Source organism: Pseudoalteromonas sp. NGC95, assembly GCF_015864705.1.
GTDB lineage: Bacteria > Pseudomonadota > Gammaproteobacteria > Enterobacterales > Alteromonadaceae > Pseudoalteromonas > Pseudoalteromonas arctica.
In genome coordinates, this window is record NZ_JADYWR010000015.1 from 84,538 (window position 1) to 110,611 (window position 26,074).

At 40.0% G+C, this 26,074-nt stretch carries 22 protein-coding genes and 11 tRNA genes; 26 read left to right on the forward strand and 7 right to left on the reverse strand.

Features of this window, described 5'->3' with window-relative positions; translation table 11 throughout:
* Positions 1-26: 26 nt before the first annotated feature.
* Positions 27-350, reverse strand: coding sequence for a hypothetical protein (locus I6E70_RS14325; RefSeq protein WP_010555318.1), 324 nt, complete (start codon positions 348-350; stop codon positions 27-29).
* A 129-nt stretch (positions 351-479) separates the two neighbouring features.
* Here I6E70_RS14325 and I6E70_RS14330 point away from each other — a divergent pair, with 129 nt between their 5' ends.
* Positions 480-1,247 (forward strand): alpha/beta hydrolase, encoded by a 768-nt coding sequence (locus I6E70_RS14330; RefSeq protein ID WP_024591306.1) that lies wholly within the window; start codon positions 480-482, stop codon positions 1,245-1,247.
* 58 nt (positions 1,248-1,305) lie between these two features.
* On the opposite strand, the gene I6E70_RS14335 is transcribed toward I6E70_RS14330, so the two are convergent.
* On the reverse strand, positions 1,306-2,508 hold the full coding sequence (locus tag I6E70_RS14335; RefSeq protein ID WP_007586983.1) for a bifunctional alpha/beta hydrolase/OsmC family protein: 1,203 nt from the start codon (positions 2,506-2,508) through the stop codon (positions 1,306-1,308).
* Positions 2,509-2,775: 267 nt separating this feature from the next.
* Between I6E70_RS14335 and I6E70_RS14340 the strand changes: the two genes are divergently transcribed.
* Both I6E70_RS14340 and I6E70_RS14345 read left to right on the forward strand, forming a co-directional pair.
* Positions 2,776-3,615, forward strand: a complete 840-nt coding sequence (locus I6E70_RS14340; RefSeq protein ID WP_197189000.1) for an isopenicillin N synthase family dioxygenase — start codon at positions 2,776-2,778, stop codon at positions 3,613-3,615.
* A 200-nt stretch (positions 3,616-3,815) separates the two neighbouring features.
* Complete coding sequence (locus I6E70_RS14345; protein ID WP_007586988.1) at positions 3,816-5,210, forward strand: DEAD/DEAH box helicase; 1,395 nt, start codon at positions 3,816-3,818, stop codon at positions 5,208-5,210.
* A 127-nt stretch (positions 5,211-5,337) separates the two neighbouring features.
* Here the strand turns inward: I6E70_RS14345 and I6E70_RS14350 are convergent, their stop codons facing one another.
* Both I6E70_RS14350 and I6E70_RS14355 read right to left on the reverse strand, forming a co-directional pair.
* Positions 5,338-6,081 (reverse strand): DUF3307 domain-containing protein, encoded by a 744-nt coding sequence (locus I6E70_RS14350; RefSeq protein ID WP_197189001.1) that lies wholly within the window; start codon positions 6,079-6,081, stop codon positions 5,338-5,340.
* Complete coding sequence (locus tag I6E70_RS14355) at positions 6,081-6,704, reverse strand: hypothetical protein (protein ID WP_010555313.1); 624 nt, start codon at positions 6,702-6,704, stop codon at positions 6,081-6,083. Before I6E70_RS14355 ends, I6E70_RS14350 begins: the two co-directional genes overlap by 1 nt.
* A gap of 150 nt (positions 6,705-6,854) precedes the next feature.
* Between I6E70_RS14355 and I6E70_RS14360 the strand changes: the two genes are divergently transcribed.
* From I6E70_RS14360 to I6E70_RS14390, 7 genes are all read left to right on the forward strand, one after another.
* Positions 6,855-7,358 carry a LabA-like NYN domain-containing protein gene (locus tag I6E70_RS14360; protein WP_024594121.1) on the forward strand — a complete coding sequence of 168 codons (504 nt, stop codon included), beginning with the start codon at positions 6,855-6,857 and terminating at the stop codon, positions 7,356-7,358.
* 174 nt (positions 7,359-7,532) lie between these two features.
* The gene (nudC, locus tag I6E70_RS14365; RefSeq protein WP_007586996.1) at positions 7,533-8,453 is read left to right on the forward strand and encodes an NAD(+) diphosphatase; all 921 of its coding nucleotides are present in this window, start codon (positions 7,533-7,535) and stop codon (positions 8,451-8,453) included.
* A gap of 9 nt (positions 8,454-8,462) precedes the next feature.
* Positions 8,463-9,644 (forward strand): cystathionine beta-lyase, encoded by a 1,182-nt coding sequence (locus I6E70_RS14370; protein WP_197189002.1) that lies wholly within the window; start codon positions 8,463-8,465, stop codon positions 9,642-9,644.
* Positions 9,645-9,787: 143 nt separating this feature from the next.
* On the forward strand, positions 9,788-10,615 hold the full coding sequence (locus I6E70_RS14375; protein WP_165740937.1) for an ABC transporter permease: 828 nt from the start codon (positions 9,788-9,790) through the stop codon (positions 10,613-10,615).
* The gene (locus I6E70_RS14380; protein ID WP_197189003.1) at positions 10,612-11,520 is read left to right on the forward strand and encodes an ABC transporter ATP-binding protein; all 909 of its coding nucleotides are present in this window, start codon (positions 10,612-10,614) and stop codon (positions 11,518-11,520) included. The genes I6E70_RS14375 and I6E70_RS14380 overlap by 4 nt, the downstream gene beginning before the upstream one ends.
* Positions 11,520-11,894: a PH domain-containing protein gene (locus I6E70_RS14385; protein WP_007377979.1), complete on the forward strand. Its 375-nt coding sequence runs from the start codon at positions 11,520-11,522 to the stop codon at positions 11,892-11,894. Before I6E70_RS14380 ends, I6E70_RS14385 begins: the two co-directional genes overlap by 1 nt.
* A 201-nt stretch (positions 11,895-12,095) precedes the next feature.
* Complete coding sequence (locus I6E70_RS14390; RefSeq protein ID WP_101217164.1) at positions 12,096-12,890, forward strand: putative porin; 795 nt, start codon at positions 12,096-12,098, stop codon at positions 12,888-12,890.
* A 78-nt stretch (positions 12,891-12,968) separates the two neighbouring features.
* On the opposite strand, the gene I6E70_RS14395 is transcribed toward I6E70_RS14390, so the two are convergent.
* Entirely contained in the window at positions 12,969-14,816 is a 1,848-nt protein-coding gene (locus I6E70_RS14395; protein WP_197189004.1) for a M2 family metallopeptidase, read from the reverse strand.
* A 167-nt stretch (positions 14,817-14,983) separates the two neighbouring features.
* Between I6E70_RS14395 and I6E70_RS14400 the strand changes: the two genes are divergently transcribed.
* Complete coding sequence (locus I6E70_RS14400) at positions 14,984-17,260, forward strand: acyl-CoA dehydrogenase (protein WP_197189005.1); 2,277 nt, start codon at positions 14,984-14,986, stop codon at positions 17,258-17,260.
* A gap of 76 nt (positions 17,261-17,336) precedes the next feature.
* Here the strand turns inward: I6E70_RS14400 and I6E70_RS14405 are convergent, their stop codons facing one another.
* Both I6E70_RS14405 and cysK read right to left on the reverse strand, forming a co-directional pair.
* On the reverse strand, positions 17,337-17,771 hold the full coding sequence (locus tag I6E70_RS14405) for a hypothetical protein (RefSeq protein ID WP_007587009.1): 435 nt from the start codon (positions 17,769-17,771) through the stop codon (positions 17,337-17,339).
* Positions 17,772-17,913: 142 nt separating this feature from the next.
* Positions 17,914-18,882, reverse strand: a complete 969-nt coding sequence (gene cysK, locus I6E70_RS14410; protein ID WP_002963138.1) for a cysteine synthase A — start codon at positions 18,880-18,882, stop codon at positions 17,914-17,916.
* A 362-nt stretch (positions 18,883-19,244) separates the two neighbouring features.
* Here cysK and I6E70_RS14415 point away from each other — a divergent pair, with 362 nt between their 5' ends.
* The 15 genes from I6E70_RS14415 (at position 19,245) to I6E70_RS14485 (ending at position 25,046) form a co-directional block, all read left to right on the forward strand.
* A complete protein-coding gene (locus I6E70_RS14415; protein WP_007587010.1) occupies positions 19,245-20,396 on the forward strand; it encodes a dicarboxylate/amino acid:cation symporter in 1,152 nt (383 codons plus the stop codon).
* 108 nt (positions 20,397-20,504) lie between these two features.
* Positions 20,505-21,155, forward strand: coding sequence for a UvrY/SirA/GacA family response regulator transcription factor (uvrY, locus tag I6E70_RS14420; RefSeq protein ID WP_002963136.1), 651 nt, complete (start codon positions 20,505-20,507; stop codon positions 21,153-21,155).
* Between the two features lie 9 nt (positions 21,156-21,164).
* Entirely contained in the window at positions 21,165-22,988 is a 1,824-nt protein-coding gene (gene uvrC / locus I6E70_RS14425) for an excinuclease ABC subunit UvrC (protein WP_021032122.1), read from the forward strand.
* A gap of 42 nt (positions 22,989-23,030) precedes the next feature.
* Positions 23,031-23,576 carry a CDP-diacylglycerol--glycerol-3-phosphate 3-phosphatidyltransferase gene (pgsA, locus tag I6E70_RS14430; protein ID WP_032827134.1) on the forward strand — a complete coding sequence of 182 codons (546 nt, stop codon included), beginning with the start codon at positions 23,031-23,033 and terminating at the stop codon, positions 23,574-23,576.
* A gap of 212 nt (positions 23,577-23,788) precedes the next feature.
* Positions 23,789-23,864, forward strand: a tRNA-Gly gene (locus tag I6E70_RS14435).
* Between the two features lie 32 nt (positions 23,865-23,896).
* A tRNA-Cys gene (locus I6E70_RS14440) sits at positions 23,897-23,970 on the forward strand.
* Positions 23,971-24,007: 37 nt separating this feature from the next.
* Positions 24,008-24,094: transfer RNA gene (locus I6E70_RS14445), tRNA-Leu, on the forward strand.
* A 64-nt stretch (positions 24,095-24,158) separates the two neighbouring features.
* Positions 24,159-24,234: transfer RNA gene (locus I6E70_RS14450), tRNA-Gly, on the forward strand.
* A gap of 39 nt (positions 24,235-24,273) precedes the next feature.
* Positions 24,274-24,360: transfer RNA gene (locus tag I6E70_RS14455), tRNA-Leu, on the forward strand.
* 49 nt (positions 24,361-24,409) lie between these two features.
* Positions 24,410-24,485: transfer RNA gene (locus tag I6E70_RS14460), tRNA-Gly, on the forward strand.
* A 19-nt stretch (positions 24,486-24,504) separates the two neighbouring features.
* Positions 24,505-24,578, forward strand: a tRNA-Cys gene (locus I6E70_RS14465).
* 38 nt (positions 24,579-24,616) lie between these two features.
* Positions 24,617-24,703: transfer RNA gene (locus I6E70_RS14470), tRNA-Leu, on the forward strand.
* A gap of 49 nt (positions 24,704-24,752) precedes the next feature.
* A tRNA-Gly gene (locus tag I6E70_RS14475) sits at positions 24,753-24,828 on the forward strand.
* A 19-nt stretch (positions 24,829-24,847) separates the two neighbouring features.
* A tRNA-Cys gene (locus tag I6E70_RS14480) sits at positions 24,848-24,921 on the forward strand.
* Between the two features lie 38 nt (positions 24,922-24,959).
* Positions 24,960-25,046: transfer RNA gene (locus I6E70_RS14485), tRNA-Leu, on the forward strand.
* Positions 25,047-26,074: the final 1,028 nt, after the last annotated feature.

The window sequence follows — 26,074 nt, forward strand, 5'->3', positions numbered from 1 at the left end:
CTTCTAGATAGTGCGTGACTGGGTAATTAACGGCTTGGGCCATTTTTATTACGTGCACTGGCAAGCTGTCTTGCGATTTCTAATAACGCAGGTGAAATATCTTCAGCGCCATCTTTAATTAGTTTTGTAACGTCACCTGACGAAAACAAACCGTCACGCGGTGATTTAATACCTAACTCACGAACAAAATCCTTCGTTTTACCTGTGCTGCCTGTTTCAATAAACTTGAAAATAATACGTTCATTGTTGTTTTTAGCAGGTGCTTTTAGTGTTTCGATTTCGTCATGTATTGCCGTTAGTTTGTCTTCTAAAATTTCTATACGTTCTTGAATGCTATTGTATGATTTCATTTATTGGATCTTTTACTAAATATATTTAAACAATGGCGGCTATTATCGCATAGTTTGACAATAGAGAATGCAAAGCTATAAAGTAAAAGTTATTTTTAATTAAAAACAATAATTTATATAAATTTAAATATGCAAAAAACACTTAAAAAGCTTTTTATATTAAGCGCACTAGCTCTAAGTACATCAGTTATAAGCACATCAGTAATAGGCGCAACAAGCTATGCAAACGATGGCGTTATAACTGATGAAAGCCGCAATCGCACTATTCCTATCAATATTACATTACCAAGTAACAATGCTAAGTGTACAGCTCAAGTAAAATGCTCTGTAGCGTTTATTAATGCGGGCTACGGGATTAGCCATAACGAATACACGTTTGCTAGTAATGTGTTTAATCAGCGTGGATACTTAACAGTAGCCGTTGCACATAAATTAAAAACCGACCCTGACCTTAATCGTGAGCAGCCTTATTTAACCACTCGCATGGAAAACTGGCATCGTGGCGTAGCAACGCTTAAGTTTTTAGTTAATGAGCTATCGAGTAAATACCCAGCGTACGACTTTACAAAACTCACCTTATTTGGGCATTCTAATGGCGGTGATATTTCCGCATTATATGGCTCTATTTATCCAAACGAAGTTAGCACTATTATTACGCTCGATCATCGCCGCATGTTGATCCCGCGCAATAAAAACATTCGCGTACTTACACTTCGCGGTAGTGATTACCCAGCTGATGCGAATGTGTTGTTAAACGATTCAGAGCTGGATAAGTTTCCTGTTACACAAACACTAATAGAAAAATCTCGCCATAACGATATGTACGATGGCGGGCCAAAATGGCTGGTGGACAGAATGAGTAAAGAAGTAGAGGGATTTTTAGATAGTAAAAATTAGGTTTATAAAAGTTAAATCACAGCGCAGTGTTACCTGCGCTATATTAATTTTACGGCAGTTATTCTACCAGTTCACTTACAATAACTGGGTTATTATGTAGTGTTTTATGCACAGGGCATTTGTCGGCTATTTCGAGTAAACGCTGGCGTTGTGGCTCTGTTAAGTCGCCACGTAAAGTGATTTTACGGGTAATTGCTTCAAGGTTACCTGTTTGCTCACAATCGTCGCAATCTTTGTTGTAATCGCGAGTGTGATCAAGCTCTACTTTTACATGCTCCAGTGGTAAGTTTTTACGTGTAGCGTACATACGCAGTGTCATGGCCGTACAGGCACCAAGCCCCGCTAATAAGTGATGATACGGATCGGGACCTAAGTTTTTACCACCTACTTTTATTGGCTCATCTGCAAGCCAAGTATGATCTTTTGTACTTACGTGCTGAGTAAATACATGGTCTTTTTCTTCAACGAGTACATTGCCACCCGTTAAACTTGCCGTGTATTTAGTTTTGTCGTACTTAACATAACGGTTTGCCCACGTTGCAATTATTTGTGCTGCGTAGTCGGCATCGTTTTTATTTGTTAAAAGGTGATCGGCGTTATCTAGGCTAATAAAGCTTTTAGGATGCTTGGCTGATGCATAAATTTTTTCAGCTTCACTAATATTTACCGTCGCATCAATAGGGGAGTGCATTACTAATAATGCGCGCTTAAGTTTACTTATGTGGCTTTTATCGTACTTGGCTATATCGTCAATAAATTGCTTTTTAATGGTAAATTCACGGCCGGCTAAGTTTACTTTAGCTTCACCTGCTGCGTTAATTTCATCAAGGTGTGCTTCAAAGTTATGCGCTACGTGCTGCGCATCTGACGGTGCACCAATGGTTGTAATAGCCGATACTTCAGGAATATGCTCCGCAGCAGCAAGAACGGCAGCCCCGCCTAAACTGTGGCCAATGAGTAGTTGCGGCGCCGCAAAATGCTCACGTAAATGATTTGCCGCAGATACTAAATCTTGAATGTTTGATGAAAAGTTACTGTTAGCAAAGTCGCCATCGCTATTACCTAAACCGGTAAAGTCGAAACGTAGTACGGCAATGCCTTGTTGTGTTAAAGCTCGGCTAATACGAGTGGCTGCTGCAATGTCTTTACCGCAGGTAAAGCAGTGTGCAAATAGCGCGTAAAACTTAACGTCACCAGAGGGAAGTTCAAGTTGGCCGGCAAGTTCTAAATCGCCGCTTTTAAAAGATACTTTTTGTCGCATGGGGAGCCTTATTTACACAAATAAAATATATTATATTAGTAGACCATATATAAGCACTAAACCTTGCAAATTCAACGTTTTTTTATAAGTTGATCTTGATCAAGCCAAGTGGCGGTGACTATGCTTTGCGGACATATGTCCTTATGTTTTTGAGGTCATTTGTCTATCCTCGCATAGCGCTATAATGAAGGCTTTGCTACTTTATATAAGTAATTTAGCACTATTAAAAGCAACTCACTTCACACAACCTATTCACTGGAACGTACAATGCAATTACCTACTGTTGATTATAAAGCTCCCGATGCGGCTGCACAATTTGTTGAATCGTTAAGAAATACTGGATTTGGCGTTTTAAAAAACCACCCAATCCCACAGTCTTTAGTTGAGTCTATTTACAAAAATTGGCAAGACTTTTTTAACTCAGAGCAAAAGCACGACTTTTTATTCTCTAAAGACACTCAAGACGGTTACTTTCCGCCTTCAGTATCTGAAGTAGCGAAAGGCTTTACAATAAAAGACATTAAAGAGTACTTCCATGTGTACCCTAAAGGTCGCGTTCCTGCCCAGCTTGAAGCTGATGTACGTGAATACTACCGTTTAGCAAGTGAATTTGCTGGCACGTTATTAAGTTGGGTTCAGGCTGAATCTCCGGCTGATGTACGTGCTAAGTTTTCGATTGATCTAAAAGACATGATTGCAGGCTCTGAGCAAACATTGTTACGTATCCTACATTATCCGCCTATGACGGGTGATGAAGAGCCAGGTGCTATTCGCGCAGCAGCCCATGGCGATATTAACTTATTGACTGTATTACCAGCTTCTAATGAGCCTGGTTTACAAGTTCAAAAAACAGATGGCGGTTGGTTAGACGTGCCATGTGATTTTGGCAGCTTAATTATTAATATCGGCGACATGTTACAAGAAGCGTCGGGCGGGTATTTCCCATCGACAATTCACCGTGTAATTAACCCAACGGGTAAAGCATCTACTAAATCGCGTATATCACTACCGTTATTTTTACACCCGCATCCAGATGTTGTGCTTTCAAAGCGCTACACGGCAGATAGCTACTTGCAAGAACGCCTGCGTGAGTTAGGTGTTAAGTAACTCTTATACTTAGAGTAATTAAGTATAAATATAAAACGGCTTATGGCCGTTTTTTGCATTTTTAAGCAACTTGAGCACAGGTTTAATTTTATTAAGCTATGCTCAATTGCTCGCAACGTAAATAATGGCATGCATTCTTAGCTACTACAGGTATAATGCGCGCAACTGGCTAATGTAGCCTAATTTAAAAGAGAGTTTATATGAGTTTTGAAGGTTTAGGTTTATCACAGTCTTTGGTTAATGCGGTTTTAGAAAAGGGCTATGAAACGCCAACGCCGATTCAGGCTCAAGCAATTCCTGCAATTATTGAACGCCGTGATGTTATGGCAGCAGCGCAAACAGGTACAGGTAAAACAGCGGGTTTTACATTACCACTTATTGAGCGTTTGTCGTCAGGCCCTAAAGCTAAAAGTAACCACGTACGTGCACTTATTTTAACGCCTACACGCGAGCTTGCTTTGCAAGTAAGCGAAAACGTTGAAGAGTACGCTAAGCATTCGGATGTGAGCTCATTTGTAGTTTACGGTGGCGTTAAAATTAACCCACAAATGCAGCGTCTTCGTAAAGGTGTTGATATTTTAGTAGCAACGCCGGGTCGTTTAATCGACTTACATAATCAAAATGCAGTTAAATTTGATAGCGTTGAAGTGCTTGTACTCGATGAAGCTGACCGCATGTTAGACATGGGCTTTATTCATGACATTAAACGCTTAATTGCTAAAATGCCTGCTAAACGTCAAAACTTGATGTTTTCGGCTACATTTTCAGATGAAATTCGTGCACTAGCAAAAGGGTTAATTAATGACCCAGTTGAAATTTCAGTTGCTGCAAAAAATACTACAGCTAAAAGTGTTACTCAGTGCGTTTACGCGGTAGATAAAACACGTAAAACAGCATTGCTAAGCCACTTAATTCGTACTAACGATTGGCAACAAGTATTAGTGTTTAGCCGCACAAAGCACGGTGCTAACCGCTTAGTTAAACAACTAGAGCGCGATGACATTGTAGGCGCGGCTATCCATGGTAATAAATCACAAGGCGCACGTGTTAAAGCACTTGATGGTTTTAAAAGTGGTGAAGTACGCGTACTAGTAGCAACAGACATTGTTGCACGTGGTTTAGACATTGTTGAATTACCGCATGTTGTTAACTACGACTTACCAAATGTATATGAAGATTACGTTCACCGTATTGGCCGTACAGGCCGTGCCGGTGCGTCGGGTCATGCGATTTCGTTTGTAACAACAGAAGATGCTGTTGATTTATACGGTATTGAGCGCTTTATTGGTGAGCTTATCCCACGTGCTGAAGAAGACGGTTTTGAGCCTATTAACCCAGTAGCAGAGCGCGCATTAGATGCTCGCCCACTGCCGTCTAAAAAGCCTAAGAAAAAGCAGCCTTTTAATAAGCCTAAATCTGATAGCAGCAAGCCTAACAGTAAAAAGCCGAACAATGGTGGTAATGGTACCGGCCCTCGTCGTGGTGGTTCTAAAAAGCCAGCAGCTAAAACAGATGATAATGCGCAAAACCCATGGGCAAAGCGTGAATCTGTTGGCGGTAGTGGCCAACGCCGTCGTCGCACAAATAACGATTAATGATCATATTGGCGTTTAATTAATTTAGAACTTGGTTAAAGGCTGATACAAAAAACGCGCTCTCTTCTTTTGAATAAATAGAAGCAGCGCGTTTTTTATTGTCTGTAATTTGTACTTACTGTATTGCCTACCTGATTAAATAGTTAATACCCAAGCCGACAAATAAAGTAACACTTACGCTAAGTAGTGTGCCGAGCATAACGTACTCGGTGAGTTTTTTATCTTTACTTGCACTTAAATCGCCAAACCTAAATACCGACTTTGCCGCAAGTAAAAAACCAAGCCCTGCAAATTGGTCAAGTAATATAAAGCTCAGCATAAGTACGCGTTCCAACATACCAATGCTTTGCCCTGCAAGCGGTAAGCTACCAGTACTTGAAAAGTTACTTGTTAAACGCTCTAACATCATTCTTATAAATACGGCGCTGGGACTTAAAATAATTAAATAACCACACACCACCCACAGTATTTTGGGATCAGTGAGCATATTATTAATTGCAGCCATAAAGCTACTGTTATCAGTTAGCCAAATACTGAGCGCAATAATAACGAGTATGTGCGCTATTTGATCTAGTAAAAAAGGCACCACGCCTTTATTAGAATACGATTTAGCTATATCAATAAAGTAATGGCTCAGCATAATGCTCGCCGTGGCAATTAAAACACTGCTTAGTTGCTGCCACCCGAATGTGTATTCCCACACGGTAATAATGAGTGCACTTGTTACACCATGCACTAGTACATGAAAATAAAGCTTACTGGCTTTAAAGTGACGGGTATTTCTGTCGTTTACCCAACTCATAGGTTGCCAGTAAAAATCAGCGAGTAAGTGGCCAATAATAAGCGCGACCAGTAAAAGTGAAAACTCCATTATTCACCTCCTTTAATTATATTTTTTATAACGTGTTGTGTGTGCTTAATAAAGCGTTCTATAAGTTGGTAGTGCGCTAAATTTAGTAGTTTTGTTACATTTTCGCGACTTGTTTTAAGCTCTTTAGCCAGTGCCGCGTGGCTGTTGTCTGATGATGTTAAATAGACATACAGGGCATTTGCTTGTTTTTGCGTGATTTTAGTGAGTAATACGTCAGCAAAGGCTAAATTAAGATTTAAGCTTTCATCAAGCTGCTGCTCATTAATATTAAAAACAAAGCGTTGATTACCTATTTTATCAAGGCCTTGCCCCGAAAGGGTAAAAGCAGAACCGGTTGCTGTTTTTATATCGCTGCGTGGGTTATCTATTTGCCCAAGTGCCAAGCTTTGGCGCAGCTCATAACCTGACGATTTAAGGTGTAAATATACAAGTATGGCATTTTTAAAAAGGAGCTCAGGATTATTAACTTGTAACTGAAAGGCATCGCCTCGGTATATATTCCAAAGTGTTTGCTCCCCCGAAATGTTTCGCAAACTTTGCTCTAGTTGATAAAGCATGGCATCGTATTGCTGCTTAGGGATTGTTTGCGATTTAATAATATCGCCGCTGATCACACCAATCATAAAAATCTCAAAATGGTTACTTTTTAATATGTAACCAATATTGGTTACATAAGGGTATGTAACTAATTTAGGTTACTTAAATATAAATTGCAAGGTACACTTATTTTATAACGTTACTTTTATTGCTATTAATCCTCACTAGGACACTAAATGACTTTACAAAACGAGCAGCAAAGCACGAAACCACGCGTAGGTATTTTTGTTGATGTGCAAAATATTTATTACACGTGCCGCGAGAGTTACGGAAAAAACTTTGACTACAATGCGTTTTGGCGGGTAATGCAGGCGCAATACAATATTGAATGTGCTTTTGCGTACGCTATTTATCGAGGTGATGAAAAGCAAAATCAGTTTCAAAATATTTTGCGTGCGATTGGCTTTGACGTAAAGCTAAAGCCATTTATTCAACGTCGTGATGGCAGTGCAAAAGGTGACTGGGATGTAGGCATAACAATAGACATGTTAGAGCAGGGTAAGAATCTTGATAAGGTTATTTTGCTCTCTGGCGATGGTGACTTTGCTTTGTTACTTGGGCATTTAAAAAATCAATATAATGTACCGTGCGATGTATACGGTGCTGACCGGTTAACTGCAGAGGTATTAAAACAAAGCGCTGAGCAATTTCATTTAATTGATAATACCTTGCTCCTTTAACAGCAAAAAATAGTTAAAAAGGTGCAAGCTAAGTGCCTGCAACATGAGAGATTTTAATACAAAGCCGTAATAGATGAATTAAGCCTTATATAGGCTTTTTTTATTACTGTAATCAATTGGGTTTGCTAAATGATTATGGTAATTTTAAAGCATAACGAGTTACCAAGGACTTACATGCTTCATTATAGCAACATGCCACTAGATAGAGGCTCAAATTTTCGTAAAGACCCATCGTGGCTTAAAGCGCAAATGTCGGCGCAAAGTAAATGGGTTTTAGTTAAAAATAATCAAACCCTATTTATTAAAGATACCCCTAAAGTAAGCTATTTAACGTATCAACAAGTGGCGCATTTAGATTTAACGAGTGCTATTTTTGTTGGTTTAAATAATGCTAAACATGGTGTGTTTGCATTGGATGTATCTGATCTGGATGAAAGCGTACTTACGCCTTTAATAGAGGGCGCTCAGTTTTTTGATATTCGCCAATATGGGCCTCAAGTAACCATTAAATATGCCTCAATAGCCGCCCTTGCGAGAGGGTTATGTTATTGGCATGCCACGCACCGTTTTTGTGGGCGCTGCGGTAGTAAAAACCGTTCAGTGGAAGCCGGGCACTCTAGAGTGTGTGAAAACGAAAACTGTAAGCATCCTACATTCCCGCGCACCGATCCTGCGGTAATTATGGTGGTTACTAAAGTTTTTGCTGACGGAGTAGAACGCTGTTTATTAGGTCGCCAAGCCGCGTGGCCCACTGGTATGTATTCGTCGCTTGCTGGATTTGTAGACCCAGGGGAGACACTGGAACAAGCTGTTGCGCGTGAAGTTAAAGAAGAGGCAGGTATAGAGGTTGATAACGTACGTTATGTTGCATCTCAGCCATGGCCGTTCCCATCGTCCATTATGCTTGGTTTTTTTGCAGAGGCGACATCTGAGGAAATTAACGTAGATAAAGAAGAGCTAGACGATGCAAAATGGTTTAGTCGTGAAGACTTAGAGCAATTTGGTAATTGGCACGAAGAAGGGGAGCATTTAAAACTGCCTAGAACCGATTCTATCTCTCGTTATTTAATTGAGCATTGGCGCACAAACCCTTAAGGATTAACAATGTCGAGTAAAAGTAATAAAAACACTCAGCTGGTATCATCAGGGCGCAAAAAAGCCTATACACATGGCGTAGTAAATCCCGTTGTACAGCGTGCATCTACCATTGTATTTGATACCGTAGCAGATCTAAAAGAAGCAGCTAAAACCCGTGGCGATAAAACGTTATTTTATGGGCGCCGGGGAACAACAACACACTTTGCGCTACAAGAAGCGATTACAGAACTTGAAGGCGGCGAAGGCTGTGCACTATACCCTTGTGGCGCGGCGGCGATTAGCCAAGTATTTTTATCGTTTTTAAAAACCGGTGATCATATTTTAATGGTTGATAACGTGTACGAACCAACTCGCGATTTTTGCGATAAAATTTTAGTGGGGCTGGGCATTACAACAACCTACTACCCGCCAACCATTGGCGCAGGTATTAAAGACTACATTCAGCCAAATACCAAAGTATTGTTTTTAGAATCTCCAGGTTCTATTACGATGGAAGTGCAAGATGTGCCTGTTATGGTAAAAGTAGCCAATGAGCATAACGTAATGACCATACTTGATAATACCTACGGCAACGGTTTGCATTATCGTCCGCTAGAGCACGGTGTTGATATTAGTATTCAGGCTGCAACGAAGTATATTGTCGGCCATTCGGACGTGATGATGGGGGTGGCTGTTGCTAATAAAAAGTACTGGCCAACCTTGCGCGAAAACTCGTACTTACTAGGGCAATGTACCAGTGCCGATGATGCGTATTTAGCGCTTAGAGGCCTGCGTACAATGGGTGTGCGTTTAAATCAACATGAAAAAGCAGCAATAGAAGTAGCTAAATGGCTTGAACAACATGAGCTTGTTGATCATATTCGCCACCCTGCATTTGAAACCTGCCCAGGGCATGAGTTTTTTAAACGTGATTTTGATGGCAGTAATGGGTTGTTTTCATTTGTCATGAAAACCGGTAATCAAAAAGCGATTGATGCATTTTTAGATAGCCTTGAGCATATTAAAATGGGCTTTTCGTGGGGCGGTTTTGAAAGTTTAGTAACCGCTAATTTAACTATGAAAGGGCTGCGTTCAAATACAGGTTGGGATTTAGGCCCGGTTATTCGCTTGCATATTGGTCTTGAAGATGTTGAAGATTTAATTAGCGATTTAAGCCAAGCACTTGAGGTTTATAAGCAGCATTTATAATTTATATCGCAATTTATGCTGTTACATTTAAATGTATTGTTACAAAGCTCGCCATAGGTGGGCTTTTTTTTGCTGGTAATTCAAGGTGTTTACACTTAGTGTGGATAAATACACAGAAAATAAAAAGTCATTAAGGATAGTCAATGGCAACACCATTACCGATAAACGTAGGGCGATTAACGCAAATAGCGGGATTTGAGCTTGTACGTATGTTTTTAACAAAACGTGGACTTATTGCATTAGCAGCCTTTGCATTGGTGTGGCTAATAATACTGCGCTACCCAATAGGGCAGGCAGTAGGCATTGTAAGTGCCCCCGATTTTGAGCAAATAGCCCGTGATATATCAGGCTCCATTGGTTTAAGTAAGCTGCTTGATTGGCCTGAGGCCGAATTTGCTATGTACTGGTTAATAGCCCTGTATAGCTTTCCTGTTTTTGGTTTATTTATTTGTAGCGACCAAACGGTGGGCGATAGAGAGCGCGGCACACTAAGGTTTTTATCACTGCGCTCCACTCGCTTTGAAATACTGTTTGGTCGTTTTTTAGGGCAATTAGCGGTATTAGCCTGCTTAGTGGGCATTACTCTTGTGGCTACGCTTGCTGTACTAGGGTTTAGAGATCCAAGTTTACTGGCTGGTGGTTTTGCCCGTGCGCTTTCTATATTTTTAATATTGGTTGTTACTTTATGTCCATTTGTAGCACTTATGACGTTAATAAATACCTTTGCTCGCTCATCGCGTTTATCTATTGTATTGGCAATTTTATATTTTGCAGCAGGCGGTATTGTAGTTGGTATATTGCAATGGCAAATACCCGCATTAGGCTTGCTTGATTATTTATTTCCGGGTGTGCAAATAGAGTTATTAGCGGGGCAAAATTTACCATTATTAAGCGCTGTGGCTATTCCCCTTGTGCAAACTGCGGTGTTACTAAGCGTTGCTCAACGTATTTTTGCAAGGAGCTCACTATGAGACCATTAATTACAGCCAGCGGTTTGAGTAAATCGTATGGTGCAAAACTTGCGCTTAATAATGTGGACTTTGAGATTAATAAAGGTGCGCCAGTGGCGCTTGTTGGGCCAAATGGTGCGGGTAAAACCACCTTATTTAGTTTGTTGTGCGGCTATATAGCGCCAAGTAAAGGCAGCCTTGAAATATTAGGGCATAAACCAGGGAGCGCTGCTTTATTTAATAAAGTAAGTGCATTACCGCAAGACGCGCAACTTGACCCTCGTTTTAATATAGATAAGCAACTCGCTTTTTATGCAAAACTGCAAGGTATGGGTGCTAAGCAAAGTCAAACTGAGGCGCTACGTGTACTTGACTTGGTTGGCTTAAAAGAAATTGCAAAGCAGCGTGCAGGGGATTTATCGCACGGTATGCGCAAGCGCGTTACGATAGCGCAAGCACTTATTGGCGCGCCACAAATTGTAATGCTTGATGAAGCAACCGCAGGGCTTGATCCGATTCATGCCAGAGAAGTACGCGAGCTAGTATCTGAATTAAGTGAACAGGCTACGTTTATTTTAAGCTCTCACGATTTAACTGAGCTTGAACGACTATGCTCACAGGTGCTTCATTTAGATAAAGGCGTACTAAGCGAGCATCAAACAAAAACAAACAATACCGATAAACACTTTTATACATTAATGCTAAGCGAAGCTTATCAAAATGTTGAGCAACGGCTTCAAGCAATTGCAGGGGTGAGCCGGGTGTATATGAGCCAACATAAAGAATATGTTGTTGAGTATCAGCCAACGAGCGATCCACTTGATATTGCACTACTGAATTTTTGTCATCAACAACACTGGCAGTACAGGCAGTTAGTTAATGGTCACACATTAGAGAATCAAATATTTAAACAGGAGAAAGTATAATGGGTTTACTTAGCGGACTTATGGGTAATGCAAGCGAAGTTGACGATTCTGATTTAGAGAAAATCCTCGCCAATACATTAATTGACGGCGAGCAAGTAGAAAAAGCATATAAAGTAGTACGTGATATGTTTATTTTTACTAATAAGCGCTTAATCTTAATTGATAAGCAAGGTATGACCGGCTCTAAAATGGAAATGGTGAGTATTGCTTACTCTAAAATTACCAAGTTTAGTAAAGAAAGTGCAGGCCATTTTGACTTAGATGCCGAGCTAAAAATATGGGTTGGCTCAGATCCAACACCAATTAGTAAAGAGTTTAAGTCTGGCGATAATATTAACGATGTTTATCGTATTATTAGCCAACACGCGCTTTAAGCTGCGGTACATGTTTTAAGTAGTTGTTGACTAGATGTTGCAACTACTTTAATTTTACAGTTTACAACACTTCCTTACAATTAACTTAATAAATACAACTGGTTAGTTAAGTTTTCATTCAGTTTCCTAACGTTAGCATGTGCCTCGACTTTAGCAATACAGCTAGAGCATAAAAAGCAATGTACATAGGGAAGTCTTACAATGAAAAAATTAGCAGTTATTATTTCGAGCATTTTATTATCTAGCACTGCGGCTGCTGCAGACAGCTACAATTCAATTAGTAACCTAAGCTATAAAAATAGCGATAACAACGACACCGTTGCTGTAGATTCTATTTACTACTTATCTCCTAAAAAAACTTTAGGTCCGTACGATCAGTTTGAATACATCAATAAACAAACTAACGTATATGGTGGCTACGCTGATGACGACTTTGGCGATTTAACATCAGTTGGTGGTGAATACTTCATTAATGAATTTGTTGTTGGCGCATCTTACGAGAATACAGACCTAGATTCAGGTTCTAACAGTGAGCTTTATAAACTGACGGGTGGTTACTTTTTCAACCCTGATTTACTTGCAAAAGTAACACTAGTTGAAAACAAAGACGGCGATGATTACGCATTATTTGATTTAGCTTACAACTACATGCTAAACAGCACAGATTACGTAGGTGTTACACTTACATCAGACGACGATTTTGATTACCGTGCAGTAGCTGCTAAATACTTTATTGATTTACAGCAAGGTAACTACCTTACTTTTGAAGGTAAATACGAAAGCATTGATGATGCAGAAAACCAGTGGGTAGCAGAAACTAACTACTACTTTTCAAAGGCAACATCTGTATTTGCTAACTACAACAAGCAAGACACTTACAGCTTTGGTGCTCAACACTTCATCAATAAAAATATTGGTGTAAAGGTGGGTTACGAAAACAACGCTGATGATTCTGATAACGATGCGTACTTTGCTAACATGCGTTTTCAGTTTTAATTAAGTCCCGTACTTAGTTAATACAAAAGTAATATTAAAAAGCCCGCTAAATTTAGCGGGCTTTTTGTTCAGCGCTATTTACCAGCCGCAGTTGCGGCCTTCGTTTTGTTTATCTAAATATGTTTGTAATGGTGCAAAGTAATCGAGCATTGCTGTTGCATCCATTTGCGGCTTACCTGTTACAGTTTCAAGCGCCTCTTGCCAAGGGCGAGACGAACCCATTTCAAGCATAGCGTTTAGCTTATCCCCTGCTTCTTTTGAGTTATAAATAGAGCAGCGATGAATGGCTTTATCGTTACCGGCAATTTCACATAAGCTGCGATGAAACTCAAATTGCAAAATATGCGCTAAAAAGTAACGTGTATAAGGCGTGTTACCCGGGACGTGGTACTTAGCACCCGGATCAAAATCATTTTCGCTACGTGCGATAGGAGCTTGCACTCCTTGGTATTTTTCACGTAGTTCCCACCATGCTTTATTGTAGTTCTCTGGGGTTACTTCACCTGAAAATACCTGCCAGCGCCACTGATCAACCATTAAGCTAAACGGCACAAAGGCGACTTTATCAAGTGCCATTTTCATTAATAAACCAATATCTTTAGATTCATCAGGTACTTGTTCAAGTAAGCCGATTTCTTTTAAGTAACCCGGTGTAACCGATAAGGCAATGGTGTCTCCAATGGCTTCATGAAAACCATCGTTTGCACTTTCTTGATAAAATAAAGGTTGTTTATTATAAGCGCGTTGATAAAAGTTATGACCTAATTCATGGTGAATAACTGAAAACTCTTCGCCTGTGCGCTGAATACACATTTTAATGCGTAAATCGTCTTTGCTATCGATATTCCATGCTGATGCATGACACTGCACATCTCTGTCTTTTGGTTTTACAAACAGTGAACGCTCGTAAAATGTCTCTGGTAGTGCGTCAAAACCCATTGAGGTAAAAAAGTTTTCAGCCCCTTTTACCATTTTAAGTTCGTCGTAATTATTTTGAGCTAATAACTCGGTTACGTCGTAACCCGGATCGGCGTTTTCTGGTGCAACTACATCGTAAATATTACCCCATGCTTGCGCCCACATATTACCAAGTAAGTGCGCTGGTATTGGCTGATCTTGAGGTACTTTGTCGGTGCCGTACTTTTCACCTAACTTTGCGCGAACATGGCAATGTAGCGAGTTATACAGTGGTTTAACTTGGCCCCAAATACGGTCAAGCTCGGTGGTGAAGTCATCAGCAGGCATATCGTATTTACTGCGCCACATAGCGCCCGTATCGGCATAACCAAGCTCCTTTGCACCTTCGTTGGTCAGCACTACTTGTTGCTCGTAAAGTGAGCGCATTGGTTTTGATATTTGACGCCAGCCTTGCCATAAATCAAGTAGTTCGTTGTAATCTCGGCTGGTGGCCATTTTTGAAGTCATGTCGCCAAGGCTTAAACAGGTGCCGTCTTCTTTACAGTATTTACCTTTACCGTATAGCCCGCCAAGCTTTGCGACAATTTGTGAAAGTTGCGCTGTTTTATCAGCGTCTTGTGGGGCAGGAAGTGTAAGTGCTAGTTTTAGTTTATCAAGCTTACGGCGAGCATCGTAATCAAGCTCTAGTTCGTCGTATTTTGCAGCTTCATTTGCTAAACGCACGACTGTTTCGGTCATTTTACGGTTAACTTCAGCCGATAGAGCCGACGTATCATGAGTAATAAAGTTTGCGTAAATCCATTCTGCGCGGCTCGATTCTAAATAAAGTGCACTTAGTTCTTTTTCTGTGTTTGTTATAAATGTATTTGCATCTTTAGCTGTTACAGCTTTTTTAGTGTGTGCTGAATCGGTAGTGTCTATCGTTACTTGCGCATCGCAGGCCGTTAAAGCAAGAGTGCTTGCTACCATTAAGGCGCTCATACTTAGTTTAAATCGAAAGGGGGTCATGCTATTCCTTTAATTTATTGTTATTAAAACGTTGATAATAGCAGTGATGTTTAAAACAATAAAATGAATGCGTTAAGGCTCACGACTCGTCGTGCAATGATTGTATTTAAATTAAGATGGGTCATAATTAAGTTACTATTTTCATTCAATGTGTAAGGAATGTGCGCATGTTAATATTTATAATATTGCTGGTCGTGGTGGTGGTTATTTTTGCGGTTAAAGATATTCGCCTAAACTTGATTAGTCGTCCTACGTTTAAAATGTTCAAAAAGGTGCTTCCGCCATTATCGCAAACAGAGCGAGAGGCGATGGAAGCAGGTGATGTTTGGTGGGATGGTGAGTTATTTAGTGGTAACCCAGACTGGCAAAAACTGCACCGCTTTCCTAAACCAGAGCTTAGCGATAAAGAAAACGCATTTATGGCTAACCAAGTAGAAACCTTATTGGCGATGCTTGATGATTATCAAATTGTACAAAAAGACAAAGACTTACCAAAAGAAGTGTGGGATTACCTAAAAACAGAAGGTTTTTTTGCGCTGATCATTCCTGAAAAATTTGGCGGTCGTGAGTTCTCGGCAATTGCTAATTCAACGATAGTGTCAAAAATTTCGACTAAAAGCTTAACAGCCGCAGTCACTGTTATGGTGCCTAATAGCTTAGGTCCGGGCGAGTTACTTCTTCACTATGGTACTAAAGAGCAGCAAGATCGTTGGCTGCCAAGTTTAGCTAATGGTACAGATGTTCCTTGTTTTGCATTAACGGGACCAGAGGCGGGCTCTGATGCTGGCAGCATTCCTGATTCGGGCGTGGTGTGTATGGGTGAGCACAATGGCGAGCAAGTAATGGGCCTGCGTTTAAATTGGTCAAAGCGTTACATTACGCTTGCACCCGTGGCTACTGTACTCGGCTTAGCATTTAAAATGTATGACCCTGATGCTTTATTAGGTGATAAGAAAGAGCTAGGCATTACATGTGCACTAATACCAACCGATCATCCGGGTGTTGAAACGGGTGAGCGTCATTATCCGCTTAATATGGCCTTTATGAATGGTACCACTTACGGTAAAGATGTATTTATACCACTGGACTGGATCATTGGTGGACAAGAGTGTGCAGGGCGTGGCTGGAGAATGCTTGTTGAGTGTTTAAGTGCAGGGCGTGGTATATCACTACCAGCATTGAGTGCAGCAACTGGACATTTAGCTTCAAAAATGACATCGGCATATGCCATGGTACGCCAGCAGTTTGGTGTATCTATAGGGCAGTTTGAAGGTGTGCAAGAGGCACTTGCACGTATTGGTGGTTTAACTTACACACTTGAGTCGTGCCGATTAATGACCGCAGGTGCGATTGATTTAAAATTAAGCCCGTCGGTTGTAACCGCGATTGCTAAATACCATATGACTGAAATGGGTCGTACGGTAATGAACGATGCAATGGATATTCATTCAGGTAAAGGAATTCAAGTAGGGCCTAATAACTATTTGGCGCATGGCTATATGGGTATTCCAGTATCAATTACGGTTGAAGGCGCGAATATTTTAACGCGTAACTTAATGATATTTGGCCAAGGTGCAACACGCTGTCATCCATTTGTTTTAAAAGAAATGGAAGCCGCTGCAATGGAAGATGACGACGCAGCACTGGAACAATTTGATGGTTTATTAATGAACCATATAATATTTGCAGCAAGTAATGCAGGTATGGCATTTGTGCATGGCTTAACACGTAGTTATTTTGCTAAAGCGCCTGTAGGTGGTGAAACGGCTGTTTATTATAAGCAACTGAGCAGAATGAGCCGAGGCTTAGCTATTTGCACAGACGTGGCTATGTTAATGCTTGGCGGTGAGCTTAAACGAAAAGAAATGATATCGGCACGTTTGGGTGATGTATTAAGTCATTTGTACTTAGCATCAACTGTTTTAAAACGTTATGAAGACGAAGGGCGCCAACAAGCTGATTTACCATTTGTAAAATATGCTATTGAGAACTCATTATTTGAAATTGGCCAAGCGTTTAATGGCTTCTTTAAAAACTTTTCAAATCCGGTTGTTAATTTTACCTTTAAACGTATCGTATTCCCGCTTGGAAATCATTACCACAGACCAAGTGATGAAATAGCACAAAGTATTTGTGAGCGTATGACTCAACCGGGTGTATTTAGAAACCGCTTAACGCATTTATGTTATGTAGATGAAAATGCAGGTACAGGGGTCATGGAAAGCGCATTTTTAGCTATGCATGATATGCAAGCGCAGTTTAAAGATCTAAAACAATGGCAGCGTAAGGGCAGTGTGCCTGCAACGCTTGATATTGAAGGTGCTATAAATTATGCGCTTGAAAATAAGTTGTTAGAGCAAACGGATGCTGATGCAATGCATCACGCTAATAAGTTACGAAAGAAAGCCATTGCAGTTGATAATTTTCAACCAGGTGAGCTGTAGCGCAGTATTTTAAATACTAACTAAAGCGAAAAAGGCCTTACAAATGTAAGGCCTTTTTATGTTTAATTCATTTATTTTAACGAGCGTAAGGGTCGGCAACTATTTTATCTATGTACCATTTGCCCTTTTTACGAAGCATTTTTACACTGCGCATTTCGTCAATTTTATCACCATTTAAATAGCCGGTAAAAATAAGGTTTATTTTGGCGTTATCACCGTATTGTTCACGGATGCTCATATTGGTCATATCAACTTCAATAGTTACTTCATCATATTGCATATTTACTAAGTTACGGGAAAACTGTTTTGCAGTGCCGTAGGATTTCATGATGCGCGTAAGATTGGGTGTTGCCATGGTGCTGGCTTTTTGAAGGTCTTGCTGGTTATAAAGCGCATCAAAATAAGCGGTTGCTGTATCGCCAGGAGTGTCGCCAAGTGTTTTGGTATCGTCTCCACAGGCTGATAAAAATAAACAGATAACCAAACTTAATAAACTCGTGATTTTTTTCATATTAGTTATTATTAATTAGTTTTTTTAAAGTGTGTGGTTTATCTAGGAAGATGTAAAGGTATGGGGGGCAATAAATAGAAAATTGGATAATAAATAATAAAAAAGGATGCCTAAAGCATCCTTTTAAAAATCTTAAAATTACTTATTGTACTAGCTCTTGCTCACTAAATTCTTCATCAAACATTGGGCTTGATAAGTAACGCTCAGTTGCACTAGGTAGGATAACAACAATATTTTTATCTGCGTTTTCAGGTTTTTCAGCAATTCGCTTAGCTGCAACAACCGCGGCACCTGACGAAATACCGACTAAAATACCTTCTTTTTTCATTAACTGATGCGCCATTGCAATTGCGTCTTCGTTAGATACAAGCTCGGCACCATCAATTAAGTCCATATCTAAGTTGCCAGGGATAAAGCCTGCACCAATACCTTGGATTTTATGAGGGCCAGGTTTAATTTCTTCACCGGCAAGCGTTTGGCTAATAACAGGAGAGTTAGTTGGCTCAACAGCAATAGACTTAACGTTTAAACCTTTTTCTGTTTTAAGGTAGCGGCTAACACCTGTAATAGTACCACCAGTACCTACACCTGCTACAAAAAAGTCTACTTTGCCGTCAAGCGCATCGTAAATTTCAGGGCCTGTTGTTTCAAAGTGAATTTTTGGGTTTGCAGGGTTTTCGAATTGTTGTAATAAAATATACTTATCAGGTGCTGTTGCTTGAATTTCTTTTGCTTTTTCAATTGCGCCATTCATACCTTTAGCACCGTCGGTAAGTACTAGATTTGCACCTAATGCTTTTAATAGCTTGCGACGTTCTAGGCTCATGGTGTTTGGCATAGTAAGCGTTAACTTGTAACCACGTGCTGCTGCAACAAATGCAAGTGCAATACCGGTGTTCCCCGATGTTGGCTCTATAAGTTCTTTACCTTCAACAAGCTGACCTGACTTTTCAGCTTCCCAAATCATCGATGCACCAATGCGGCATTTGATACTAAAGCTTGGATTACGAGATTCAACTTTAGCGTATACATTCCCACCTGTAACACGGTTAAGTTTTACCAGCGGTGTATTACCGATGCTTAGTGAGTTATCTTCAAAAATAGTAGACATAATGTTCCTTTGGATGCAATCTGATCAACGTGTTAATAGCCTTTGCTACTAACTATATAAACACACTTTACTGTGAGTTTAAAAAAACTAAAGTAAAGTTTGGCTATAACATATATCTATTGGGCTTATAACCAGCCGAAATAAAAATCAATTATTAACGGTGCTTTAGTTATTATAGGTGCGGGCTTAATTTGAAATTTAAAGAGTAAAAACTCGTTTAGTCAAAAAATGTTCGAAAGAGCATTGGATCAAGCTGTATTTGTTCGTTATTTGTGCATATGAATGTAACTTGAATAGTTTTATCACACAATGCGTCTAAAACATGATAAAAACACGTATCTAAATTCAATTAAGCAATCACAATGAAGTTAATCTTAAAATTAATTGCCGGTATTGTGGCCGGTATCTTAGTCGGACTATATGTACCTATAACTGGTGTTGAACTTTTATTTACAGTAAAAGAGCTGATTGGTCAAATTATCTCCTTTACCATCCCTCTTATCATTTTATTTTTTATTGCATCGGGTATTGCTGGCCTACCAAAAGGGTCTGGTCACTTACTTGGTAAAACAGTAGGGTTTGCTTACAGCTCTACCATTATTGCAGGTACGCTTGCATTTTTATTAGTAAGTGCTGTTATCCCTTTTTTAAGTGGTGGCATTACATTTGAAGCAGAAGTTGCTACTGAAATAGGTAGTTTTATTGATTTAGAAATTCCACCTCTGATGGGTGTAATGACCGCATTAGTGACTGCTTTTGTATTTGGTATAGGCATGAGCCAACTAGAACTTGATACGCTTAAAAAGGTGTCTGATCAGGGTCGTGATGTAGTGGACGGGTTATTATCGAAAGTAATTATCCCTGCTTTACCATTTTACATTGCTGGCGTATTTGCCGAAATGACGGTGGCAGGCACTGTGGTAGATACGTTGCAAACATTTGGTGTAGTACTAATTGCAGCGCTTGTTATGCATTGGTTATGGTTAAGCGTTTTATATATAGCGACAGGTATATTGTTAAAACGTAATCCAATCGAATTAGTTAAAAATATGCTACCAGCTTACTTTACAGCGTTAGGTACTATGTCAAGTGCAGCAACGATTCCAGTATCGCTTCAATCAAGTAAAGCAAATAACGTTAAAGAAGATGTAGCTAACTTTACAGTGCCACTTTGCGCGACTATTCACTTATCTGGCTCAACTATCACTATAGTAACCTGTGCAATGGCTGTTATGTTTTTATCGCCAAGCATGGAAGTTCCTTCATTAATGGGTATGCTACCGTTTATTATGATGTTAGGTGTAGTAATGATTGCAGCACCGGGTGCGCCAGGTGGTGCAGTCATGTCGGCGCTTGGTTTATTAACAAGCATGCTTGGGTTTAATGAAGGTGCTGTTGCATTAATGATTGCACTTTATTTAGCACAAGATAGCTTTGGTACTGCGTGTAATGTAACGGGTGATGGTATCATTGCGTTATGGGTTGACAGATTTAGCGAAAAATCGTCATCTTAAACTATTAGAGCGAGGCAATAATATTAATTATTGTTTCGCTTTATGTATGTTACTGTGGCAAATTAATTTAATTAAATTGCATGTTGTTAGGTAAGTGAGGATGTTCCATTGATTAATGTACTTTTAGTTGATGACCATGAACTTGTACGAACAGGAATCAAGCGTATTCTTGATGACGTACGAGGGTTTAAAGTAATTGGCGAAGCTAAAACTGGCGAAGAGGCTGTACAGTTTTGTCGTCAGCATGCGCCAAACATAGTATTAATGGATATGAATATGCCAGGCATGGGCGGATTAGAAGCGACTAAAAAGATTTGTCGTTACTGCCCAGATGTAAAAATTATTGTGCTTACTGTTAATTGTGAAGACCCGTTTCCGAGCAAGGTAATGCAAATTGGTGCACATGGCTTTTTAACTAAAGGTGCAGGCTCTGACGAAATGGTTCGTGCCATTCGTTGTGTTCATGCTGGTCAGCGTTACATTGCACCTGAAATTGCACAGCAGATAGCGCTTGCACAAGTGACAGGCCGCACAGATGAAAACCCTTTTCAGAGTTTATCTGAGCGCGAACTGCAAATTATGCTTATGATCACCAAAGGTGAAAAAGCACAAAATATAGCTGAACGCTTAAATCTAAGCTCTAAAACAGTAAATAGCTATCGTTACCGTATGTTTGAAAAGTTAAATGTAGGTGGTGATGTTGAGCTTACCCATTTAGCTATTCGTCATAAAATGATTGATATAGACGTTTCGTACTAACTATAATTTATGTCTGAATTCGATCACGTACATTTTCTCAAAACGCTATCAAGTGAGCCGGGCGTATACCGCATGCTTGATAGTGACAACCAAGTTATTTATGTTGGTAAAGCAAAGCATCTAAAAAAGCGTGTGAGCAGTTACTTTAGAAGTAACATTACCGATAGCAAAACACGCGTTTTAGTGAGTAATATTTGTAACATTGAAGTCACCCTCACCAATACTGAAACCGAAGCGCTGCTGCTTGAAAATAATCTAATAAAAAAATATCAGCCTCGGTACAACATATTATTACGCGACGATAAGTCGTACCCCTATATTTTACTCACTAGCCATAAACACCCTCGTTTAGCATTTCATCGTGGCAGTCGTAAAATTAAAGGTGAGTACTTTGGGCCTTTCCCAAGCGCAGGAGCGGTATCTGAAAGCTTGCGCTTAATGCAAAAAATATTTCCTGTTCGTCAATGTGAAGATGCTTATTACCGCGCAAGAAGTCGCCCGTGTCTGCAATATCAACTTAAACGTTGCTCAGCTCCATGTGTAAATAAAGTAACTGATGATGATTACAGTGAGCAAGTTGACTATGTTCGTAAATTTTTAACGGGTAAATCTCACGAAGTTATTGCTGATTTAATAAAAAAAATGGAAGCAGCCAGCCTGCAATTAAACTTTGAATTGGCGGCAAAAGTTCGCGACCAAATAATGCTACTTCGTAAAATGCAGGAGCAACAGTCTATTTCTGGCAACTTTGCAGAAATGGATGTTGTCGGTTTTGCGCATTTAAACGGGTTAAACGGCATTCATTTATTAATGATCCGCGATCATAAAGTACTGGGTAGTAAAACCTATTTTCCAAAAGTACCTAAAGATTCGAGTGAGCAAGAAATATTGACTTCATTTTTAGGACAGTACTATTTAGCGCCAGGAGCAACAGGGCGTATTGCAAAAGAAATCATATTACCGTTTGAAATAGAAGAGAGCGGGGCACTCGGCGAAGCGCTTACACAAATAAGTGAGCGCAAAGTAATCCTTAAAGTGGTCACTCGTGGTGAGCGTGCGCAATACTTACAACTGGCCAATAAAAATGCATTAAACAGTATTGCGGTTAAACAAAGTACCCAAGACTCTATTAATAAACGTTATGCACAATTAAAAGCAACACTGCGACTTGACGATATTACCCGAATGGAGTGTTTTGATATAAGCCACACCATGGGGGAGAACACCGTTGCAAGTTGTGTTGTATTTGACTCACAAGGCCCAAATACGAAAGAGTATAGGCGCTACAACGTAACAGGTATTACAGGTGGCGATGATTATGCTGCAATGGAATTTGCACTTAACAAGCGCTATAACAAGTTAGTAGACGAAGACAAAATTCCAGACGTTATCTTTATTGATGGCGGTAAGGGGCAGTTAGGACGCGCTGAACAGTACTTTTCTAATTGGCCGCACACTAAAATGCCTTTATTAGTCGGTGTTGCAAAAGGAACGAGTCGTAAACCCGGTCTTGAAACACTATTGATTGATGGTGGACGCAAAACCATTCCGATGGATTCAGATGCGCCTGCGCTTCATTTGATTCAGCATATACGTGATGAGTCTCACCGTTTTGCTATTGCAGGGCATCGTAATAAACGACAAAAACAACGTACACAATCACTACTAGAAGAAATAAATGGAGTAGGTTCTAAGCGTCGCCAAACATTATTAAAATATTTAGGGGGCATGCAGGGTGTAAAAGCTGCTAATATAGAACAGTTAAAGAAAGTTCCTGGGATCAGCCCTGACATGGCTGAGAAGATATTTAACCATTTGCATGACAAGGGCTAGCCCTACATGCGAATATAGCAAAAAAGACATATCCAAGTAGTTATGTGGAATATTCCAAACACACTCACAACATTTAGACTTTTTCTTATCCCCGTTTTTTTGGTGATATTTTATTTGCCTTATAGCTGGGCTTTTTTTGCTGCCGCCTTTATTTTTTGGCTTGCATCGATCACCGATATATTAGACGGTTATTTGGCAAGAAAGCTTGAGCAATCAACTCCTTTTGGTGCTTTTTTAGATCCTGTTGCTGACAAAGTAATGGTATGTGCTGCACTTGTAGCGTTATCTGATCAGTACCAGTCAATGTATATGACAATACCTGCTCTTATTATAATAAGCCGTGAAATTATCATATCTGCACTTCGTGAATGGATGGCAGAGCAGGGTAAGCGTGGTAATGTAGCTGTATCAAATATGGGTAAAATAAAGACGGCTGCACAAATGTTAGCCATTATCGGTTTGATTTGGCAATATGATACGTGGATGAACTATTTAAGTTTTGGACTACTGTACATTGCGACCTTTTTAACCTTGAGTTCTATGATGCAATATTTACGTGCAGCATGGGGTGAATTGACTAAAAATTAACTCTAAATGTATAATAACGCACCGTTTTAGATAAAAAACAAGCAAACAGTTCAAAACTAGCATTTTTTGTATTGACGCGTTTAATAATCTCTGTAGAATGCGTCCGTGTTGAGAGGGCATAGCCCCCGAGATAAACAAAACGGTAATTAATCAGTTACCTGAATGTTCACATAAATCATCATGTGTTAATTCAAATAACTGATAAATAAAATGCGGTACTAGCTCAGTTGGTAGAGCGCGACCTTGCCAAGGTCGAGGTCACGAGTTCGAGCCTCGTGTACCGCTCCAAGTTTATCTCAAGGTTATTACTCCAGTATTGGGGCGGAATGGCAGAGTGGCCATGCACCGGATTGCAAATCCGTTTACCTCGGTTCGACTCCGGGTTCCGCCTCCATTTCAACACTCCACACGCTTTAATTAGCAAACTCGATGCCCGAGTGGTGGAATTGGTAGACACAAGGGATTTAAAATCCCTCGACTAACAAGTCGTGCCGGTTCAAGTCCGGCCTCGGGCACCACTTTGTGGTTTAATTACATTACCAAGTGTAATTTTTAAAATGGTTAATTTAGAATTAATATGATGCGGTACTAGCTCAGTTGGTAGAGCGCGACCTTGCCAAGGTCGAGGTCACGAGTTCGAGCCTCGTGTACCGCTCCATATTAGTTTTATCCACTTGCTTTTAATAGCAAACTCGATGCCCGAGTGGTGGAATTGGTAGACACAAGGGATTTAAAATCCCTCGACTAACAAGTCGTGCCGGTTCAAGTCCGGCCTCGGGCACCACTTTAAATTATTTTACCAAGATGATTTGAAGTTGATAAAACAGTATTTTGCGGTACTAGCTCAGTTGGTAGAGCGCGACCTTGCCAAGGTCGAGGTCACGAGTTCGAGCCTCGTGTACCGCTCCAAATTATCTGGATACATTTAGGCGGAATGGCAGAGTGGCCATGCACCGGATTGCAAATCCGTTTACCTCGGTTCGACTCCGGGTTCCGCCTCCATATAATTTACTCCACACGCTTTAATTAGCAAACTCGATGCCCGAGTGGTGGAATTGGTAGACACAAGGGATTTAAAATCCCTCGACTAACAAGTCGTGCCGGTTCAAGTCCGGCCTCGGGCACCACTTTAAATTATTTTACCAAGATGATTTGAAGTTGATAAAACAGTATTTTGCGGTACTAGCTCAGTTGGTAGAGCGCGACCTTGCCAAGGTCGAGGTCACGAGTTCGAGCCTCGTGTACCGCTCCAAATTATCTGGATACATTTAGGCGGAATGGCAGAGTGGCCATGCACCGGATTGCAAATCCGTTTACCTCGGTTCGACTCCGGGTTCCGCCTCCATATAATTTACTCCACACGCTTTAATTAGCAAACTCGATGCCCGAGTGGTGGAATTGGTAGACACAAGGGATTTAAAATCCCTCGACTAACAAGTCGTGCCGGTTCAAGTCCGGCCTCGGGCACCATCTCTTTATTAAGCGCTCTGCTTAAAAAATCTAATAAATCTTCTAATATCTATAAAATATCCGGTAAAAATCCTGATTTATCATTTTTATGTTTTCTATGATTTATATTATCTTGATATGCACTATTTTATGCATGGTCTACCCAATAATAGCGTTGTGTGATAGTTCATTAAGAGTTTGTATATCTATCGTATTAAAGATATATATGAGTAAGCATAATGTAATATTCCCAAACCCAATACTATAGCGCCTCAAATAAACCAGCCATGCAATCTTTAGCGACACACAGTACTTAATGCTAATGAATACACTTTGAACTGAACTAAGCGTCATAGACTTATGATACCAACCAGTAAAGTAGGCCATTAGCTTTAAAAAATTCAAAACAGTAAAGCAATCTACACCTCGAGAGCAAACAACCTTGAAAGCAAAGTTCAAACACCTATGTGCTGGTAGCATAAAGTAATACCAATCTGCTTATATATGGGGTCTATTTAAGGTTAAGGAAATTACGCTAGATTTAGGCAAAAATTTTTGTATCTAGTGTTCTAAATAAAAATTTTTAACGACGTTATAGTGCAATTTAATTCGTTAAATTGCTCAGAGATTTATGCAGGTTGGTATAGTTGTCGAATTGGTTGCTAACACATGCTCATTGGAAGTTAAAAATCGCGGGTAAGAGTAAGTCTAGAGTTATGGTGAAAACTTCAAATAGGTAAACAATAAAGTGCTTATACATAATGCAGAGCTGTGGGCATTAAACATCTGTTTTTGTAGGTTGTCTTATCTAGGCTGATAATCAGATAATGTCTATACAGTTCTTATCGTCCGTAACAGCTTTTATTTATAAATGATCGAGTGCTATGTGTCAGGACTTTTTATTTTTAGAACTAAAAAAGCGAGCCGTAGCTCTAATGCCGTTCACTTAAGGTGAACGGCTTTTTTATTTCTAGCGTACCGCTGTGGTCTTGGGTTGACTGAACGAGGAAAACTTCGCCCCCTTCGTGGCTCTAGAATGAGGCTTTCTG

Excerpts from the sequence above, each read along its gene's own strand:
- cysK (WP_002963138.1), bottom strand. The coding sequence starts at position 18,882 with ATGTCTACTATTTTTGAAGATAACTCACTAAGCATCGGTAATACACCG.
- nudC (WP_007586996.1), top strand. The coding sequence starts at position 7,533 with ATGCTTCATTATAGCAACATGCCACTAGATAGAGGCTCAAATTTTCGT.
- I6E70_RS14325 (WP_010555318.1), bottom strand. The coding sequence starts at position 350 with ATGAAATCATACAATAGCATTCAAGAACGTATAGAAATTTTAGAAGAC.
- I6E70_RS14335 (WP_007586983.1), bottom strand. The coding sequence starts at position 2,508 with ATGCGACAAAAAGTATCTTTTAAAAGCGGCGATTTAGAACTTGCCGGC.
- pgsA (WP_032827134.1), top strand. The coding sequence starts at position 23,031 with ATGTGGAATATTCCAAACACACTCACAACATTTAGACTTTTTCTTATC.
- I6E70_RS14415 (WP_007587010.1), top strand. The coding sequence starts at position 19,245 with ATGAAGTTAATCTTAAAATTAATTGCCGGTATTGTGGCCGGTATCTTA.
- I6E70_RS14340 (WP_197189000.1), top strand. The coding sequence starts at position 2,776 with ATGCAATTACCTACTGTTGATTATAAAGCTCCCGATGCGGCTGCACAA.
- I6E70_RS14360 (WP_024594121.1), top strand. The coding sequence starts at position 6,855 with ATGACTTTACAAAACGAGCAGCAAAGCACGAAACCACGCGTAGGTATT.
- I6E70_RS14330 (WP_024591306.1), top strand. The coding sequence starts at position 480 with ATGCAAAAAACACTTAAAAAGCTTTTTATATTAAGCGCACTAGCTCTA.
- I6E70_RS14400 (WP_197189005.1), top strand. The coding sequence starts at position 14,984 with ATGTTAATATTTATAATATTGCTGGTCGTGGTGGTGGTTATTTTTGCG.
- I6E70_RS14405 (WP_007587009.1), bottom strand. The coding sequence starts at position 17,771 with ATGAAAAAAATCACGAGTTTATTAAGTTTGGTTATCTGTTTATTTTTA.
- I6E70_RS14350 (WP_197189001.1), bottom strand. The coding sequence starts at position 6,081 with ATGGAGTTTTCACTTTTACTGGTCGCGCTTATTATTGGCCACTTACTC.
- I6E70_RS14385 (WP_007377979.1), top strand. The coding sequence starts at position 11,520 with ATGGGTTTACTTAGCGGACTTATGGGTAATGCAAGCGAAGTTGACGAT.
- I6E70_RS14390 (WP_101217164.1), top strand. The coding sequence starts at position 12,096 with ATGAAAAAATTAGCAGTTATTATTTCGAGCATTTTATTATCTAGCACT.
- I6E70_RS14370 (WP_197189002.1), top strand. The coding sequence starts at position 8,463 with ATGTCGAGTAAAAGTAATAAAAACACTCAGCTGGTATCATCAGGGCGC.
- I6E70_RS14355 (WP_010555313.1), bottom strand. The coding sequence starts at position 6,704 with ATGATTGGTGTGATCAGCGGCGATATTATTAAATCGCAAACAATCCCT.
- uvrC (WP_021032122.1), top strand. The coding sequence starts at position 21,165 with ATGTCTGAATTCGATCACGTACATTTTCTCAAAACGCTATCAAGTGAG.
- I6E70_RS14395 (WP_197189004.1), bottom strand. The coding sequence starts at position 14,816 with ATGACCCCCTTTCGATTTAAACTAAGTATGAGCGCCTTAATGGTAGCA.
- I6E70_RS14345 (WP_007586988.1), top strand. The coding sequence starts at position 3,816 with ATGAGTTTTGAAGGTTTAGGTTTATCACAGTCTTTGGTTAATGCGGTT.
- I6E70_RS14380 (WP_197189003.1), top strand. The coding sequence starts at position 10,612 with ATGAGACCATTAATTACAGCCAGCGGTTTGAGTAAATCGTATGGTGCA.
- I6E70_RS14375 (WP_165740937.1), top strand. The coding sequence starts at position 9,788 with ATGGCAACACCATTACCGATAAACGTAGGGCGATTAACGCAAATAGCG.